This window comes from Actinobaculum sp. oral taxon 183 str. F0552, assembly GCF_000466165.1.
Taxonomy (GTDB): domain Bacteria; phylum Actinomycetota; class Actinomycetes; order Actinomycetales; family Actinomycetaceae; genus Peptidiphaga.
In genome coordinates this window covers 1-15,582 of record NZ_KE951435.1, presented here as the reverse complement: position 1 = coordinate 15,582, position 15,582 = coordinate 1, and the positions used below count along the sequence as shown (strand labels likewise).

The following is a 15,582-nucleotide window of genomic DNA, read 5'->3' as shown; positions in this document are numbered from 1 at the left end:
GCGCAGACGGCGCGGCGCGCGGGGATGCAGGCGGCCGGCAGGCCGTCGTCGGCGCAGACGGCGGAGCGCCCCGGCCGGCCGACGGCCGCGAGGATCCCTCCGACCGGGACGTCGAACTGCTCGACGCCGTCGTCGACGCCCTGGGCGGAGCCCGCAGACAGGGCCAGGAGGAGATGGTCCGGGCCGTGGCCCGAGCCCTGGCCGAGGAGGGGCATCTGCTCGTCCAGGCCGGGACCGGAACCGGCAAGTCCCTGGGGTACCTCGTCCCGGCCATGCGGTGGGCGGTCGACGAGGGCGCGCGGGTGATCGTGTCCACCGCCACCCTCGCGCTCCAACGGCAGATCGTCGACCACGACGCTCCCCGCGTCGCCGAGGCGGTGCGCCGGGCGTGCGGCCGACTGCCCGTCGTCGCCTTGCTCAAGGGCTGGAACAACTACGTGTGCCTGAGGAAGGCCGCCGGCGGCTACCCCGAGGAGGACTCGCTCCTGTCCCGGGCGGCCGGCGAATACGGGGCGAGCGCCACGGGGGAGGAGGTCGTGCGCCTGCGCGAATGGGCGATGTCCACCGACACCGGCGACCGGGACGACCTCGTGCCGGGCGTCGGCGACAGGGCCTGGGCCCAGGTGTCGATCGCCAGGCGGGACTGCATCGGCAGGAAATGCCCGGTGCGCGACTCCTGCTTCCCCGTCTCGGCCCGGCAGGCGGCCGAGGACGCCGACCTGGTCGTGACCAACCATTCGATGCTCGGCCTCCAGGCGGCCTCGACGCCCGTCCTTCCCGAGGCGCGCGCGATCGTCGTCGACGAGGCGCACGAACTGGCCGCCAGGGCGACCAGCCAGCTGACCGTCGAGCTGTCCTACGCCGACGTGTCCTCCCTGGTCAGGCTCCTGCGCCGCGAATCGATCGCGGCGACCGAACTGGAGACGGCGGGCCGGGGGCTCGGCGACGTCCTCGACGCCCTCGGCGAGGGGCGCCTGACGAGCCTGCCCGGCGAGCTGACCGACGCGCTCCTTCTCCTTCTGGGGGAGCTCCAGCAGGCCCGGGAGGACGTGAACGGGCTCGGCGGGGCGGACGCGGACTCCGCGGCGGCCAGGAACGTGGCCCGCAACCGGGTCGACTCCATGGCCGACGTGGTGGACCGGCTTCTCTCCGACGCGGTGGCGGCGGGCCGGACGGTTCCGTGGATCGTCCGGGACCGCGAGGAGCGCAGCCGCCTGCGAGCCGCTCCGCTGGACGTCTCCTCCTCGCTGGCCGACTCCCTCTTCGAAGGCCGTCCGGCCGTGCTCACCTCGGCGACCTTGAAGATCGGCGGGAGCTTCGACCACGTCGCCGCTCAGGCCGGTTTCTCCTACCCGAGCCAAGGGCCGTGGCGGGGCCTGGACGTCGGCTCGCCCTTCGACCACTCCCGGCAGGCGATCCTCTACGTCCCCGCGGACCTGCCCCCTCCGGGCCGCGACGGCATCGGCGCCGAACACCTCGACGAGATGCTCGGCCTCATACAGGCCAGCCGCGGCGGCGCCCTGGCTCTCTTCACGTCCAGGAAGGCGGCTGAGGCGGCCGGCGAGTACGTCAGGGAGCGGACCGACCTGCCGGTCTACTGCCAGGGAGACGACCAGATCCCCACCCTCGTGCGCATGTTCGCCGCCGACGACGCCGCCTGCCTGTTCGGCACGATCTCACTGTGGCAGGGCGTGGACGTCCCGGGCCGCACGTGCCGGCTCGTCGTCATCGACCGGATCCCCTTCCCCAGGCCGAACGAGCCGCTGACGCAGGCCCGGACGGAGGCCGTCGCGGCCGCAGGAGGCAACGGGTTCATGCGGGTGGCGGCTTCGCACGCGGCGCTGCTGCTCGCCCAGGGAGCCGGACGCCTGCTGCGCACGGTCACCGACCGGGGCGTGGTGGCCGTTCTGGACTCGCGCCTGCGGACGGCCAGGTACGGCTCCTTCCTCCTGGCCTCCCTGCCGCCCATGTGGCGCACGACGGACGGGCAGACCGTGCGCGGCGCCCTCGCCAGGCTCTCCCAAGCCGACGAATAGCGCACAAAACCCCCGAATGACTGGCGAAAGCCGTATCCTTGATGCTATAGGCGGGTACCGGACCCGCCAGCCACGATGAGGAGGAGCAGTGTCCGAGGAGTCCGTTGAAACGACCCCCGAGTCGGAGTCGGACGGGAAGCCGTCGATTCCCCAGCCGGGAGAATGGGAAGCCGAGCGCGGAACCAAAGTCGCGGTCATCGGCGCAGGCGCGGTCGGATCGGCCGTCACCTACGCATCCATGATTCAGGGCGTCGCCCGCCACTACGCGATGTTCGACATCGCGGAGTCCAAAGTCAAGGCCGAAGCGCTCGACATCGCCCAGGGCGTCCAGTTCGCGCCCGTCTCCACGGTGGAGGGCTCGGCGGACATCGACGTCATCAAGGACGCCGATGTCGTCGTCATCACCGCCGGCGCCAAGCAGAAGCCCGGGCAGTCCCGGCTCGACCTGGCCGGCGCCACGATCAACATCATGAAGTCGATCGTCCCCAAGGCCGTCGAGCAGGCGCCGAACGCGATCTTCCTCATGGTCGCCAACCCGGTGGACGTCGTCACCTACGCGGCGTGGAAGATCTCCGGTCTGCCGTCCGAACGCTTCTTCGGGTCGGGGACGGTCCTCGACTCCTCCCGCCTGCGCTACCTGATCGCGCAGGCCTGCGGGGTCGCGCCGCAGAACGTCCACGCGTACATCGCCGGCGAGCACGGCGACTCGGAGATCCCTCTGTGGTCTTCGGCCATGGTCGGCGCCGTTCCGCTGCTCCAGTGGGGGCAGACCGTCGACGGGCGCATGCTCGACGACTCCGTGCGCGAGGCCATCCACCACGACGTCGTGCGCTCGGCCTACGAGATCATCGAGGGCAAGGGGGTGACGAACTACGCCATCGGGCTGTCCGTCGCCTCGATCCTGGCTTCGATCGTCCGCGACGAACACCGCATCATGCCGGTCTCCTCGCTGCTGGAGGACTGGCTCGGCATCTCGGACGTGTGCATGTCCGTTCCCACGATCGTCGCCCGCGACGGCGTCGGACGCAAGCTCGTCCCCGTCGTCACTCCGCGCGAATACGACGGGCTGAGGCTGTCCGCCCAGTCGATCCGCGACGTGGCGCGCCAATTCGGCTTCTGACGATTCCGCCGTGGGGGGCGCCGAGCTCGGCGCCCCCCACGCGCGTCCGGCTGGGCCGATGTCGACGCCGCACGCAGCTCATCGCCACGGCCCCACGCGCGTCCGGCTGGGCCCGCAGCCCTCGCCTGGGACGTGCGCGGCTATGCCGGTGAAGCGCGCCGGATGAGCGGCGGCCCGCGCGTGGCTGAGCTCGGGACTGTTCCTCCAGGCCGAGCCGGCGCCGGAGAGGCGGGAAGCTGAGTGCGGGGCGCCCCGGCCGAAACGGCCTGGAGGCCCGGCTCCGAGCGGCGCCGGGCCGGGGCCAGCCGTCGGAGGGGCCTTCCGGGCCCTCACAGGGAGCGGAGGACGGCGACCACCCGTCCGAGGATTTCGGCGTCGTCGGCCGGGATCGGGGAGTAGCGTTCGTTGCGCGGCAGCAGGGTGACGTGCCCGCCCTCCTTGCGGAAGACCTTCACCGTGGCCTCTCCGTCGATCATGGCAGCGACGATCTCGCCGTTCTCCGCGACCCGCTGACGGCGCACGACCACCCAGTCGCCGTCGCAGATGGCCGCTTCGAGCATGGAGTCGCCTGAGACCTCGAGCATGAACAGGTCTCCGCCGCCCGTCAGGCGACGGGGCAGCGGGAAGGCCTCGTCGATCCGCTGATCGGCGAGGATCGGGGCGCCGGCCGCGATCCGCCCCACCAGCGGGACGGCGACGGACTGATCGACGTGCGCCTCCCCGCCGTGTGCCGGGGAGGCGTCGGCGACTGAGGCCTCGGATTCCTCAGCCCCTTCCTCCTCCGCTTCACGGGCTCCGCGGGGCAGGCCTGCGTTCGTGTAGTCGCCGCGCGTGGTCCGGTGCGTGCCCTCCAGGCCCTTCTCCGTCAGCAGGATCGTGCGCGGGCGCCTGGGGTCGCGCCTGACGTAGCCCTTCTCCTCCAGTTCGTCGAGCTGGTACTTGACCGACGACGTCGACGCCAGGCCGGCCTTCGCGGCGATCTCGCGCATGGTCGGGGCGTACCGGTGCCTGAGCAGCTCGGAGCGCAGGATGGCCAGCACTTCCTTCTGTCGCTTCGTCAGATCCGGCTTCCGCTTTCTCATGCAGCCCTCCCCTCTGGCTCCTTCCGACGTTCCGGAGGCCATCGACCGACTCTCCCCCAAGGGTAGTGGGAAGCGTCCTCTCGCGCAAACATTTGTTCAGTAATCGAATCGAACAAAGATGCTGGAATCCGAGGTTCGAAACGCGTATCATGGGGAACGCATATTCGAAGAACGCCCGTTCGAGGAGGACTCATGAGCACCGTGCCCTCAACCGTTGGGAGAGCTGCCGTTTTCGGTTCCGCCGGACGCCCTGGATCGCACGGTCGGCGGCTGATCGTCGGCGAATTCGACGTCGCCGGGGAGGAAGTCTTCTTTTCGAGCGCCGACCGGCCCGCACTTCGGGCCGTCCCCGCAGCGCCGCCTCTCGCACGGAGCGGAGCGCGGCGTGCGGATCCGAAAGGGAGCGTCCGCTGTGAGGGCGTGCGGGGCGCCTGCGAGCGCGGTGGGCGCAGCCGGACGCGCGCCGTTCCCGCCGCGATCCGATGGGCGTGCGCCGCGCTGGTGGCCGTGGCCCTGGCGGTCGCGGGCCTCGTCGTCGGGACGCTGATGGGTCCGTCCCCTTCGGCGGATCCGGCCGCTCACCCGCGTGTCGTCGTCCAATCGGGCGACACCCTGTGGTCCATCGCCGAAGGCGTCGAGGGGGCGCCGGACACCGCGACGGCGGTCGCCGACATCGCCGCCCTCAACGGTCTGCCGTCGCACGCCGTCGCTCCGGGGCAGGTTCTCGAATTGCCGAGGTACTGACCGCCGCGGGCCCGCCGGCCTGCAGGCGAGGAGACGGCTTCGCAGGCGCGGTCGGCCTCCCGGCCGGGCGGGCGATGTCGGCGGAGTGGCGACCGGATCCGCCGGAGCGGTGGGGCGCGAAAACGCTTGCCGCCGCACGCCCGCCACCTTAGGGTTAGGGAATGCGCTGCCCATTCTGCAGACATCCGGAGTCGCGCGTCATCGACTCCCGAGCCAGCGACGATTCCCAGGCGATTCGCCGCCGCCGCGAGTGCCCCCAGTGCTCGCGGCGCTTCACTACCATCGAGACCGCGAGCCTCCAGGTCGTCAAACGATCGGGTGCGATCGAGCCCTTCTCTCGGGAGAAGATCATCGCGGGCGTCGGCAAGGCGTGCCAGGGGCGCCCCGTCGGCGAGGACGATCTGGCGCTGCTGGCCCAACAGGTCGAGGAGTCCATCAGGTCCACCGGCGTCTCTCAGATCCACGCCCACGACATCGGCCTGACCATTCTCGATCCCCTCCGGCGCCTCGACACGATCGCCTACTTGCGGTTCGCCTCCGTGTACTCGAACTTCGAGACCCTCGAGGATTTCGAGGAGGCCATAGCGGTGCTGCGCCGCGACGCCCCGCCCACAGCCTAGGGCCGCGGGGAACCGGGAGGTCGGCCGTCCCGGACGGAACCGTCGGCGTCTTCGCCCTCGGCCGCATCCCGATCCGTCGAGACGTCGGGGGCGTCCGGCTCGCCAGGTGCTTCCGGAAGGGCGGGCGGCCCCTCCGCTCGGCCGTCCCCGGCGGAGGGCGTCCGCTCCCCTCGCTTCATCGCTGAGACGAGGCTTTCGCCGGTGGATGTGAGCCTTCCCTGGATCGCCCCTCCCGCGTTCCTCGCCGCCCCCGCGATGGCCTCGGTCGCGTTGCGCGCGGCTTCGGAGACGGCTCCGGCACCCTGCCGCGCGGCTTCGGAGACCACCTCGGCTCCGTGCCTGGCGGCTCCGGTCACCACTTCCGCGCCGTGCCGGACCGCGTCGGAGGACGAGCGCACGGCTCCCGAGACCGCGCTGGTCGACTTCCCGATCACCGACTTCAGATTCTCGCTCGTCGTCTCGCCGAGCTCGCTCGCCTTCCTCCGCCACTGGCCCGCCAGGAGCTCGAAGCCCGCCAGCTGCTCGCGGACGCTGCGGCGCATGACCTTGCCGAGTTGAGAACGCGGGAGCTCGTCCATGACCGCTATGGAGCGGGGCATGGCGTAGTGCGAGAGCTTGTCCTGCGTCCATCGGCGCACGGCGTCCAGGTCGACGATGGCGCCCGGCTCCAGGACCAGCGCGGCCACGACGGACTCGCCCCTGTCCTCCGGCATCCCGACGACCGCCACGTCCCGCACGCCCGGCATCCCCATGATCGCCTCCTCCACCTGCGACGGGTAGACGTTGAAGCCGCCGTTGATGATGAGCTCCTTGCGCCGGTCCGCCATGACGAGGAAGCCTTCGTCCCAGCGGCCCAGGTCGCCCGTGCGCAGCCATCCGTCCGCGAGCACCTCCGCCGTCTCCTCGGGCATCCCGTAGTAGCCGGAGAAGACCTGCGGGCCGCGCACGAGGATCTCGCCGACGTCCTCCGCGTCCCTGGAGGGGTCCTCCGGATCGGCGAGGCGGATCTCGGTCGACGGCAGCGGCAGCCCGAGCGTGGACGGGCGGCGTTCGGGCGACAGGGGGGAGCCGGCGATGATGGGGCTGGCCTCGGTCATCCCGTACCCCTCGATGATGTAGCCTCCGGTCGCCTCCTCCCAGCGGGAGGCGACCGCCTCCTCGAGCGCCATGGCCCCCGAGAAGGCGAAGCAGATGGATGTCAGGTCCACGGGCTTGGCGTGCGATTCGGCGGCCTCGAGGATGCGTTCGAACATCGGCGGGACGCCGGGCACCAGCGTGATGGGCCGTCGTCTGTGGGCGGCGAGGAGCGCGGCGACGTCGAACCTCGGCAGGAGGACGATGGTCGCGGCGATGGACACGCCGAGGACCAGGACAGTCGTCAGGCCGAACGCGTGGAAGAAGGGGAGGACGCCGGCTTCGACCTCGGCGCCGCGTTTGACTATCGGCACCCAGGCCAGGGTCTGGGCCGCGTTGGACGCGAGGTTCCGGTGGGTGAGCGCCACCGCCTTGGGCACGCCGGTCGTGCCGCCGGTGTGGATGAGCACCGCCAGGTCGTCGAGGCTCGGCCCGCCGGGCAGCTCCTCGCGGCCCAGGGCGGGGGCCTTGCGGACGGCGCGGTCGAAGGACAGAACGCCGTGCGGGACGCGCCCGCGCAGCCGCCCGCGCTGTTCGCGCGCCGAGCGCACCGGCAGGCGGAGCAGAAGCCGCGAGACGTGGGGAAGCTCGCGCGAGAGGTCGACCGACAGGTAGGTCCGTGCGTGGACGCCTCCGTCCGCCGTCAGGCGTTCCAGGGACTGCTCCCACACGATCGCGACCCGCGCGCCGTGCCGGTCCAGCTGCTCGCGCAGCTCCGAGGCCGGTGCCAGCGGATTGTGCTCGGCGACCGTCGCCCCCAGCGTCAGGCAGGCGTAGAAGGCCACGATGTGCTGCGGGCAGTTGGGCATGACGAGCGCGACGACGTCCCCGGCGCGCACGCCCGCGCGATGGAGCGCCCCGGCCGCCTTGCGGGTCTGATGGTCGAGCTCCGCGTACGTTATGGTCCGTCCGAGGAAGTCCACGGCGATCCGGTGCGGATAGTCGCGCGCCGCCTCGGCGAGGAGGCCGTCGAGGGTCGACGACGGCTCCTCGATGCTCGCCGGGACGCCCGGCGCGTAATGCGGACGTTGGGGGGCGCGATCGCCCATGTGCGTTTCCTTTCGCTTCGTTCGGCGTGCCCGAATCCGGTCAGGAGTCCCTGTGCAGCACCCGGATCCGGATGCTGTGCGGGAGGGCCTCCAACTCCGTCAGCGCGGAGGAGGGAAGCGGGGAGGAGATGTCGGTGACCATGTAGCCGACGTCCCCTGTGGTCGCCAGGGTCTGGGCGTCGATGTTGGCGCCGGCGTCGGCGAAGACGGCGTTGACGAGGGCGAGGGCCCCGGGCGTGTTCGAGTGGATCCACGCCACCCGGTGGCGGGTGGTGGAGTCCGGGGAGGCGTCGATGCACGGAATGTTGACCGACATGTCCGTCAGCCCCTTGCGCCAGTAGGACGTGAGCTTGTCGGAGACGAACGCGCCGATGGACTCCTGCGCCTCGATGGTGGAGCCGCCGATGTGCGGCGTGAGGATGACGTTGGGCAGGCCGGCCAGAGGCGAGGAGAAGCGCTCGCCGTTGGCGTCCGGCTCGCGGGGGAAGACGTCGATGGCCGCGCCACCCAGGCTGCCGTCGGCCAGGCGCTCGCGGAGGGCGTCGACGTCGACCACCGAACCCCGGGAGAGGTTGATGAGGATCGCCCCCCTCTTCATCTCGGCGATGCGGTCCTTCCCGAAGAACCCCTTGTTGGACGGTCGGCCGTCCACGTGGATCGAGACGATGTCCGATGCGGCCAGGAGCTGGCTCAGGCTGCGCACGCGGGCGGCGTTGCCGATCGCCAGGCGCTCGGCGACGTCGTGGAAGATCACGTGCATGCCGAGCGCCTCGGCCAGGACCGACAGCTGCGTCCCGATCGACCCGTAGCCGACGATGCCCAACGTCTTGCCCCGGACCTCGTGCGCCCCCTCGGCGGACTTGGCCCACACGCCCGCTTGCAGGGCGGCGTTCTTCTCCGGAAGACGCCGGGTCAGGGCGATGGCCTCGGCGATCGCGAGCTCCACGACCGACCGCGTGTTGGCGTAGGGGGCGTTGAAGACAGCGATCCCCAGGCGCGAAGCCGTCGCCAGGTCGATCTGGTTGGTGCCGATGCAGTACGCTCCGATCGCGGTCAGATGGGCGCTGGCCTCCAGGACCTCGCGTGTCAGGCTCGTCTTCGAGCGGATCCCGAGGATGTCCACGCCCCTTAAGGCGTCGACGAGCTCCGCCCCCTGGAGGGCGCCGGGGGCCCGGACGACGTCGATCCCCACGCGAGCGAAGACCTCGTCGGCGGATTCATGCGGAGATTCCAGCAGCAGTGCACGTGCCATTCCACAACTGTGTACCTGATGCGCCCTCGAAGCAAAGTCGTCGCGAATGCCGAAGGTCACACCGGCCGCCGCGGCAGGCTCGCCGCCCGGCCCGGGCCCTCGGCCTACGGCGTCCCGGCGGGCTCCTCCCGGGGGTCGAGCCCCTCCGGGAGGGGACGGGAGTGGACCACGTGCAGGCGGCGCGTCGGCCGCGTCATCGCCACGTACAGGTTGCCCGGGCCCTCCTCGAGCACGGCCGCGGGCTCGGCCAGGACGACCGCGTCGTATTCCAGCCCCTTCGACCCGACGGCCCCGGTGACGTGGACCCTGGCCGTCGAGTCGGCGGAGCCGGCCCACCGCGCCAGCCCGGGATGGTCAGCGACCCGCCGGGAGACGTCGTCGAGGAGGGATTCGGGCGCGATGACCGCCAGGGTGCCCAGCCCCTCGCCGTATTCGCCGTCCATCCACTTCCGGCATCGGTCGGCCGCTTCGACGAGTCGGGCCGCGAGGTCGCGTTCGGCCCGCTCGAGCGTCAGGGACCCCTGGACGTCGCGCGCCGCCCTGACGGCGCGCACGGTGACGCCGGCGGCTCGCAGGGCGCGCTCGGCGGCGCGCAGGATCTGGGCCGGGGTCCGGTAGGAGACGGTCAGATCCCTCTCACGGGCGTCGCCCCCCAGGCGTCCGAGGATCGCTTTCCAGCCCCCGCGCGGGGCGCCGGAGGGCCGCTGGTCCAAGTCGCCGACGATCGTCATCGACCGGGTGGGGCACCGGCGTATGAGCATCTCCCACTGCATGGGCGTCAGCTCCTGGGCCTCGTCGACGACGACGTGCCCGTACGTCCACGTGCGGTCGGCGGCCGCACGCTCGGCCAGCGTCGTCGAGGGGCCCGCCTCGCCGACGCGCTCGGCGACCGTCTCGGCGCTGACGATCCCCCCGCCGAGGTTCAAGGCGCTCATCGTCTCCTTGACGTAGGAGGACAGCTCGGCGTTGCGGGCCTGGGCGGCGGCGCGCTGGCGCTTCTCGAAGTCCGTGTGGAAGGGGCCGAGGCGCTCGGCGAGCTCGTCGAGTATGGGGATGTCGTCCGCGGTCATCGGCGAGCCCTTCGGGCGGCGCAGGAGCCGGCGCTCGTCCTCGTCCAGCTCGGGGGCGCACGCGGCCAGGAGCCCCGGCCTGGCGAAGAGCCGTTCGAGCAGCTGCTGCGGGGAGGCCGGCAGCCACCGCAGGTTGATCTCCCGCCGGGCGTCGACGCTGGCCGCCACGTCGCCGTAGATCCAGTTGGAGTCCTCCAGGGGGGTCTCCTGGGCGGCGGCGATCTGCTCGGCGAGCGTCTCGACGAGCGCCCGCGCGTAGGTGTCGCGCGCCTCGTTGTGGGTGCGCCCCGTCTGGCGCGCCTTGCGCTGGGCGGCGTCGACGTCCCCGGGCGTCAGCCGCACCTGCGTCCCGTCGACGGGGAAGCAGACCGGCGAGTCCAGCCGGGGCTCGAGCGCCGTGCGCACGGCGCGTTCGGCTATCGCCCGCCAGACGAGCCGGCCCTTGACGGCCCGGACGGCGGGGGCGTCGCGGCCGACGGCCGTCACCGCGGGCATGAGGCCGTCCACGGTCGTCGAGACGATGTCCGATTCCCCGAGGCTCGGCAGCACCCGGTCGATGTAGCGCAGGAAGACCGGCGAGGGGCCCACGATGAGCACGCCCGAACGGGACAGCCGTTCGCGTTGGGCGTAGAGCAGGTAGGCCGCCCGGTGCAGCGCGACGGCCGTCTTGCCCGTCCCCGGGCCGCCCTGGACGACGAGCACCCCGTCGGTGCCGGCCCGGATGATCCGGTCCTGCTCGGCCTGGATCGTGGCGACGATGTCGCCCATCTTGCCCTCCCTGGCCGAGGACATGGCCGCCATGAGGGCGCCCTCCCCGGTCAGGTTGAGGTCGGTCAGGCGGGAGGCCGCCTCGGAGTCGAGGAGCTCGTCCTCGACCCCGGTCACCTGCCTGAAGCGCGTTTGAATGTGGCGGCGCCGCACGACGTCGCCCGGATTGGCGGCCGTCGCCTGGTAGAAGGCCTCGGCCTGGGGGGCGCGCCAGTCGAGGAGGATGATGTCCTGCCGCTCGTTCTTCAGACCGATCCGGCCGATGTGCTCGTGCACGCCGTCGGCGAAGTCCAGGCGGCCGAGGACCAGACGGTTCTCCACATTGCGCAGCCGTATGAGATTGTCCTCGTAGTGGGTGGCGAAGGAGTCCCTCTCCGACAGGGCGCCGGGGCTCTCCCGGTCCTGCTGCGTGCGAACATCGCGAAGCCGCCGTGTGTACCCCTCCCGTTGACGGTCGAGGGCCGCATAGGCTGTGTCGACGAATTGCTGCTCGTCGGCGATTGCGCGGGACCGCGCCGAAGAGTCGCCCATCACGTGTTCTCCTAGTGGAAATGCGGACATCCAATTATCCGTTACGCGCGAGCCGAACGCGAGTCCCGGAGGGAGGTAAACGTGGGAAGACGACGGGGAGAGATACACCACGGGATCGCTTGCTACATGCGGGCGATTCGTGGTTGAGGGCTGTGGCACAGTAGGGGCAGGGAATCAGAGGAGGGCCCATGACGAACTTCGTATCCTTCACCGAGGGGGGCGAGGTGTCACATGTTGACCACCTCGTGTTCAACCTCGTCGACCCCGCCGCAGACACGGGGTCGGTGACCAGTCTCATCTCCAAGTCCCTGAAAGGCCTGGCGACCGGGGTCGCGGCGCGCTTCGACTCCGACCCCCTCATCGACTACCGGGCCCAGCGCCCCCTCATGAACTTCCGCAACGGCCGCCTGGTGGGAATGCGGCGCGACGGGATCGTCCTGTCCCACGCCACCGACGTCGAGGGCCACCGGTTCCTGCATCTGAACGGAACCGAGCCCGACTTCCAATGGGACGCCCTGCTGGCCGACATCCTCGACGTCATCGAGCGCTTCGGCGTCACCAGGACCTACTCCTTCACCGCGATCGCGGCGACGACCCCCCACACCCGGCCGGCCGACATGGTCGTCAGGCAGACGGTGCCCGACCCCGGGCGAGTCGTCCTGGAAGCCGACTTCTGGTTCCCCGCCTCCTTCGCCGACTACGTCGAGTTCCACCTCGGCAAGCTCGGGGGCGTGTCGCACACCAACGTTGCCGTGCGCGTGCCGATGTACCTGGCCGGGCACCAGTTCTCCTCCGGCGCGGCGGGGGTGCTCGGGTTGATGTCGTCCCTGAGCGGGCTCCACTTCCCCCTGGGAGACCTCGAGCAGGAGGCCGCGGCCGAGGCGTCGAACCTCGCCTCGATGGTCCGCCAGAACGACGAGCTCGCCACGATCATCGCCAATTTCGAGCGCGAGTACGACGCCAGCGGCTCCTCGCCGGGATTCGTGACCGCCCCCGCTCCCGAGCTCAAGGTGCCGACGATGGAGGAGATCGGCAGGGCCGCTGAGCAGTTCCTGGCCGGCGCCTCGGACGCCGGCAGGCAGGGCCAGGAGAAGGCCTTCGACCCGCAGGGGCTGAAGAAGCGCCTCGAAAGGCACGTGACGGACCCGGCCTCCGAGCCGGGCCGGAGCGGCACGTGGATGCGCAGGCGCAGGGGCAAGCATTCCAGCGAGCCGGACGAACGGGTGTAGCGCTCGGCGTTCCGGCCGGACCGGGCGGCGATACGGTGCGCCCGCCGGGAGTTGACCCGCGTGGACCGCGTGCCGGGCGCGCGGATACGGTGCGCTGCCCGTCGCCGCCGGCCGGCTAGAGCGACCCGGCCGACTCCGGCCAGGGAACGGCGGCGTCCTCCAGGGGGCGGACGGAGGCCGCCCTCCGGGACACCGTCCCGCGGTCCATGACGCGGGCCGGGAGGGACAGGCGCCGCACCTCGCGTTCCACGGTCGGGAGGTCGAATCGCCGATCCGAAGCGGCGACGACGACGTTTCCGAACCTCCTGCCGGAGAAGACGGCGGGGTCGGCTATGGCGACGACGTCCTGGAAGACCGACGTCAGCGCTGCGAACTCCTCGTCGATTCTCCGCAGGCCCGCCGATGCGACGGTGTTGAGCGCGTAGAGGCCGCCGGGCTCCAGGACGTCGTGGACCCGGCGCGCCGACTCGACCGTGCGAAGCTGGCCCGGGACCTCCCGGTTCATGAAGGCGTCGCGGACCACGGCCTGCCAGGCGGCGTGCCCGGACTCCAGCTCTTGGCGCGCCTCGCCCACCCGGATCCGCAGACAGGGCGCCGACGGCAGCGGGAACCACTGCCTGACGAGGCGGGCCAGCTCGGCGTCCAGCTCGACCGCGAGCTGGTGCACCGGCATGGTCGCGGCGAGCGCTCGCGGCAGGGCGCAGCCCGCGGCTCCGAGGTGGAGGACGCGCATGCGGCGGGGCGTTCCGTCCGCATCCCCCGGGCGGGCGCAATGGGCGGCGATGAGGAGGCGGATGTGCTGCATGTACTCGAAGTCGAGGTACCCCGGATCGTCGAGGTCCAGGGCCGAGGATTCGACGCCGTCCAGGAGAAGGCGCACGAGGGACGGCCGGTCCGGGTCGCGCACGACTTCGGCCGTCGCGAAGGACGTCCGCGTCGGCTCGTCGGGAAGCTGGGCTGGTGCTCGGCGGCGGCTCACCCGACGAGCCTAGCCTCGCGGGCCGCCGGAGCGAAAAGCGCCGGAGGGGAAACGTCGGACGGGGAGCGTAGGCTGGTGTCGGAATCGAGTCCAGGAGGCAGACATGTCACGAGCACCCCGGTCCGCCGCCGCGAGGCGATCGTGGGGCGAGGACGACTCCGGCGTCGACATCCTCCACGTCGACATGGACGCCTTCTTCGTCTCCGTGGAGCTGCTCGACCGACCCGAGCTGCGGGGCAGGGCGGTCGCGGTCGGCGGCCAGGAGAGGGGAGTGGTCTCGGCCGCCTCCTACGAGGCGCGGGAATTCGGCGTCAACTCGGCGATGCCGGTCGGCCTGGCGAAGCGGCGCTGCCCCCACCTCGTCATGATCCCTCCGCGCTACGGCAGATACAGCGAGGTGTCGCGGCGGATCATGTCGATACTCCGCGACGTCACGCCGCTCGTCGAACAGCTCTCGGTGGACGAGGCCTTCCTCGACGTCTCGGGCGCGCGGCTGCTCATGGGAGGCCCGGTGGAGATCGCGCGGCGGCTGCGCAGCCGCATCCGCGCCCAGGAGGGGGTGGCCGCATCGGTGGGCATCGCCAAGACCAAGCACGTGGCCAAGATAGCCTCGGCCCACGCCAAGCCCGACGGCCTGCTCCTCGTTCCCGCGGAGGCGACCCTCCCCTTCCTCCACGGGCTTCCCGTGGGGGCGCTGTGGGGAGTGGGGGAGCGGACCCGCGAGCGCCTGGAGGCCCGGGGCATCACCACGGTCGGAGAGCTCGCCGACATGGGCCGGACGCGGTTGACGAGGATCCTCGGGCGCGCGATGGGCACCCATCTCTACGAGCTGGCGATGGGAGTGGACCCCCGTCCGGTGACGGTCAGCCGGGAGGAGAAGTCCGTGGGACGCGAGGAGACCTTCTTCGTCCACGTGGCCGAACGCTCGGAGCTGGAGCGCGTGCTTCTGGCCCAGGCCCACGACACGGCGCGAAGGCTGAGGAAGCGGCGCCTGGCCGCGCGTGCGGTGTCGATCAAGGTCCGCTTCGCCGACTTCACCACCATCTCCCGCAGCGCCACGCTCGCCCAGCCCACTGACTTGGCGTGGGATCTCTACTCGAGCGCGAAACGGCTCCTGGGCGAGGTGCGCATCGGCGACGCCGGTCTCAGGCTCCTGGGGCTGCGCGCCGAACAGCTCGTCGACCCCCGGCTGGGCGTCCAGCTGGCCCTGGACGCCGATCCCCGCAGGGACAGGGCCGAAGCCGCCCTCGACGAGGTGGTGGCCAAATTCGGCGCGCGAATGGCCGGCCCCGCGAGCCTGGTCGGCCGCGGGACGGGCAGGCTCCCAGCCGATGCGCCGCCGGGGGATCATGGCGGACTTTCCCGCTCTAGCCCCACAGGATATTCTTGACGGTGATATCGACAGCGAGGAGACACCATGGCGCTTTCCGAATACGAACGGAAGATGTTGGAGGAGCTGGAAGCCCAGCTCTCCGATGAGGATCCCGGCTTCGCCGACAGCCTCAAGCCAGCTTCGCCCGGCGTGTCGGCCTCCAAGCAGCTGTCCGTCCGCCATCTCGTCCTCGGTCTTCTCGTCGCGATTCTCGGGGTCGGCGTGCTGGTGGCGGGGGTCGCCACGGAGCTCGTCGTCATCGGAGTGCTCGGCGTCGTCGTCATGTTCGCGGGCACGTGGTACGTCATCGAGGGGATCCAGGAGCGGCCGGGCGCACAGAGGGCCAAACGCAAGGGCGAACCGCCCCGACAGGGGCCGGCGTCCTCGAGCAGGCCGACGAGCCGGTTCTCCGAGTTCATGAGCCGGCAGGCCCAGGAATGGGAGCGCCGCCGCCGCGAGAACGGGCGCGGCTAGCGTCCGAATTCGGCGAGGGCGCGACCGCTTGACGAATACCTGACCGATCCGGCGGCGGGCTGGGCGCCGCCGCCCTGTCGGGCCCTCCGCCCGCGCAGCCCGCCGCCGCGACTTCGCCTGGC

Annotated in this window: 12 protein-coding genes; 7 read left to right on the top strand and 5 right to left on the bottom strand. The window is 71.5% G+C overall.

Going from position 1 to position 15,582, the window contains the following annotated elements; translation table 11 throughout:
• Positions 1-116 precede the first annotated feature (116 nt).
• Complete coding sequence (locus HMPREF0043_RS06310; RefSeq protein WP_040318009.1) at positions 117-2,036, top strand: ATP-dependent DNA helicase; 1,920 nt, start codon at positions 117-119, stop codon at positions 2,034-2,036.
• Positions 2,037-2,181: 145 nt separating this feature from the next.
• Positions 2,182-3,156, top strand: a complete 975-nt coding sequence (locus HMPREF0043_RS06305) for an L-lactate dehydrogenase (protein ID WP_040318013.1) — start codon at positions 2,182-2,184, stop codon at positions 3,154-3,156.
• A 329-nt stretch (positions 3,157-3,485) separates the two neighbouring features.
• Here the strand turns inward: HMPREF0043_RS06305 and lexA are convergent, their stop codons facing one another.
• Positions 3,486-4,238 carry a transcriptional repressor LexA gene (gene lexA / locus HMPREF0043_RS06300; RefSeq protein ID WP_021602133.1) on the bottom strand — a complete coding sequence of 251 codons (753 nt, stop codon included), beginning with the start codon at positions 4,236-4,238 and terminating at the stop codon, positions 3,486-3,488.
• A 420-nt stretch (positions 4,239-4,658) separates the two neighbouring features.
• Between lexA and HMPREF0043_RS11725 the strand changes: the two genes are divergently transcribed.
• Together HMPREF0043_RS11725 and nrdR are read left to right on the top strand one after the other, a co-directional pair.
• A complete protein-coding gene (locus HMPREF0043_RS11725) occupies positions 4,659-4,982 on the top strand; it encodes a LysM peptidoglycan-binding domain-containing protein (RefSeq protein ID WP_021602132.1) in 324 nt (107 codons plus the stop codon).
• A 161-nt stretch (positions 4,983-5,143) separates the two neighbouring features.
• Positions 5,144-5,602, top strand: a complete 459-nt coding sequence (gene nrdR / locus HMPREF0043_RS06290) for a transcriptional regulator NrdR (RefSeq protein ID WP_021602131.1) — start codon at positions 5,144-5,146, stop codon at positions 5,600-5,602.
• On the opposite strand, the gene HMPREF0043_RS06285 is transcribed toward nrdR, so the two are convergent.
• The 3 genes from HMPREF0043_RS06285 to HMPREF0043_RS06275 form a co-directional block, all read right to left on the bottom strand.
• Positions 5,599-7,785, bottom strand: a complete 2,187-nt coding sequence (locus HMPREF0043_RS06285; RefSeq protein WP_021602130.1) for a long-chain-fatty-acid--CoA ligase — start codon at positions 7,783-7,785, stop codon at positions 5,599-5,601. The two genes, nrdR and HMPREF0043_RS06285, sit on opposite strands and share 4 nt — an antisense overlap.
• Positions 7,786-7,825: 40 nt before the next feature.
• Complete coding sequence (serA, locus tag HMPREF0043_RS06280; protein WP_021602129.1) at positions 7,826-9,037, bottom strand: phosphoglycerate dehydrogenase; 1,212 nt, start codon at positions 9,035-9,037, stop codon at positions 7,826-7,828.
• 104 nt (positions 9,038-9,141) lie between these two features.
• Positions 9,142-11,406 carry a HelD family protein gene (locus HMPREF0043_RS06275; protein ID WP_021602128.1) on the bottom strand — a complete coding sequence of 755 codons (2,265 nt, stop codon included), beginning with the start codon at positions 11,404-11,406 and terminating at the stop codon, positions 9,142-9,144.
• A gap of 188 nt (positions 11,407-11,594) precedes the next feature.
• Here HMPREF0043_RS06275 and HMPREF0043_RS06270 point away from each other — a divergent pair, with 188 nt between their 5' ends.
• Positions 11,595-12,635: a PAC2 family protein gene (locus HMPREF0043_RS06270; RefSeq protein ID WP_021602126.1), complete on the top strand. Its 1,041-nt coding sequence runs from the start codon at positions 11,595-11,597 to the stop codon at positions 12,633-12,635.
• Between the two features lie 115 nt (positions 12,636-12,750).
• Here the strand turns inward: HMPREF0043_RS06270 and HMPREF0043_RS06265 are convergent, their stop codons facing one another.
• Positions 12,751-13,614: a spermidine synthase gene (locus tag HMPREF0043_RS06265; RefSeq protein ID WP_021602125.1), complete on the bottom strand. Its 864-nt coding sequence runs from the start codon at positions 13,612-13,614 to the stop codon at positions 12,751-12,753.
• A 103-nt stretch (positions 13,615-13,717) separates the two neighbouring features.
• Between HMPREF0043_RS06265 and dinB the strand changes: the two genes are divergently transcribed.
• Positions 13,718-15,004: a DNA polymerase IV gene (gene dinB / locus HMPREF0043_RS06260; protein WP_021602124.1), complete on the top strand. Its 1,287-nt coding sequence runs from the start codon at positions 13,718-13,720 to the stop codon at positions 15,002-15,004.
• A gap of 27 nt (positions 15,005-15,031) precedes the next feature.
• The gene (locus HMPREF0043_RS06255) at positions 15,032-15,460 is read left to right on the top strand and encodes a DUF3040 domain-containing protein (RefSeq protein WP_021602123.1); all 429 of its coding nucleotides are present in this window, start codon (positions 15,032-15,034) and stop codon (positions 15,458-15,460) included.
• The last annotated feature ends 122 nt before the right edge of the window (positions 15,461-15,582 follow it).

Coding starts and splice junctions, on each gene's coding strand:
- serA (WP_021602129.1), bottom strand. CDS start 9,037: ATGGCACGTGCACTGCTGCTGGAATCTCCGCATGAATCCGCCGACGAG.
- nrdR (WP_021602131.1), top strand. CDS start 5,144: ATGCGCTGCCCATTCTGCAGACATCCGGAGTCGCGCGTCATCGACTCC.
- HMPREF0043_RS06255 (WP_021602123.1), top strand. CDS start 15,032: ATGGCGCTTTCCGAATACGAACGGAAGATGTTGGAGGAGCTGGAAGCC.
- HMPREF0043_RS06275 (WP_021602128.1), bottom strand. CDS start 11,406: ATGGGCGACTCTTCGGCGCGGTCCCGCGCAATCGCCGACGAGCAGCAA.
- dinB (WP_021602124.1), top strand. CDS start 13,718: ATGTCACGAGCACCCCGGTCCGCCGCCGCGAGGCGATCGTGGGGCGAG.
- lexA (WP_021602133.1), bottom strand. CDS start 4,238: ATGAGAAAGCGGAAGCCGGATCTGACGAAGCGACAGAAGGAAGTGCTG.
- HMPREF0043_RS06285 (WP_021602130.1), bottom strand. CDS start 7,785: ATGGGCGATCGCGCCCCCCAACGTCCGCATTACGCGCCGGGCGTCCCG.
- HMPREF0043_RS06270 (WP_021602126.1), top strand. CDS start 11,595: ATGACGAACTTCGTATCCTTCACCGAGGGGGGCGAGGTGTCACATGTT.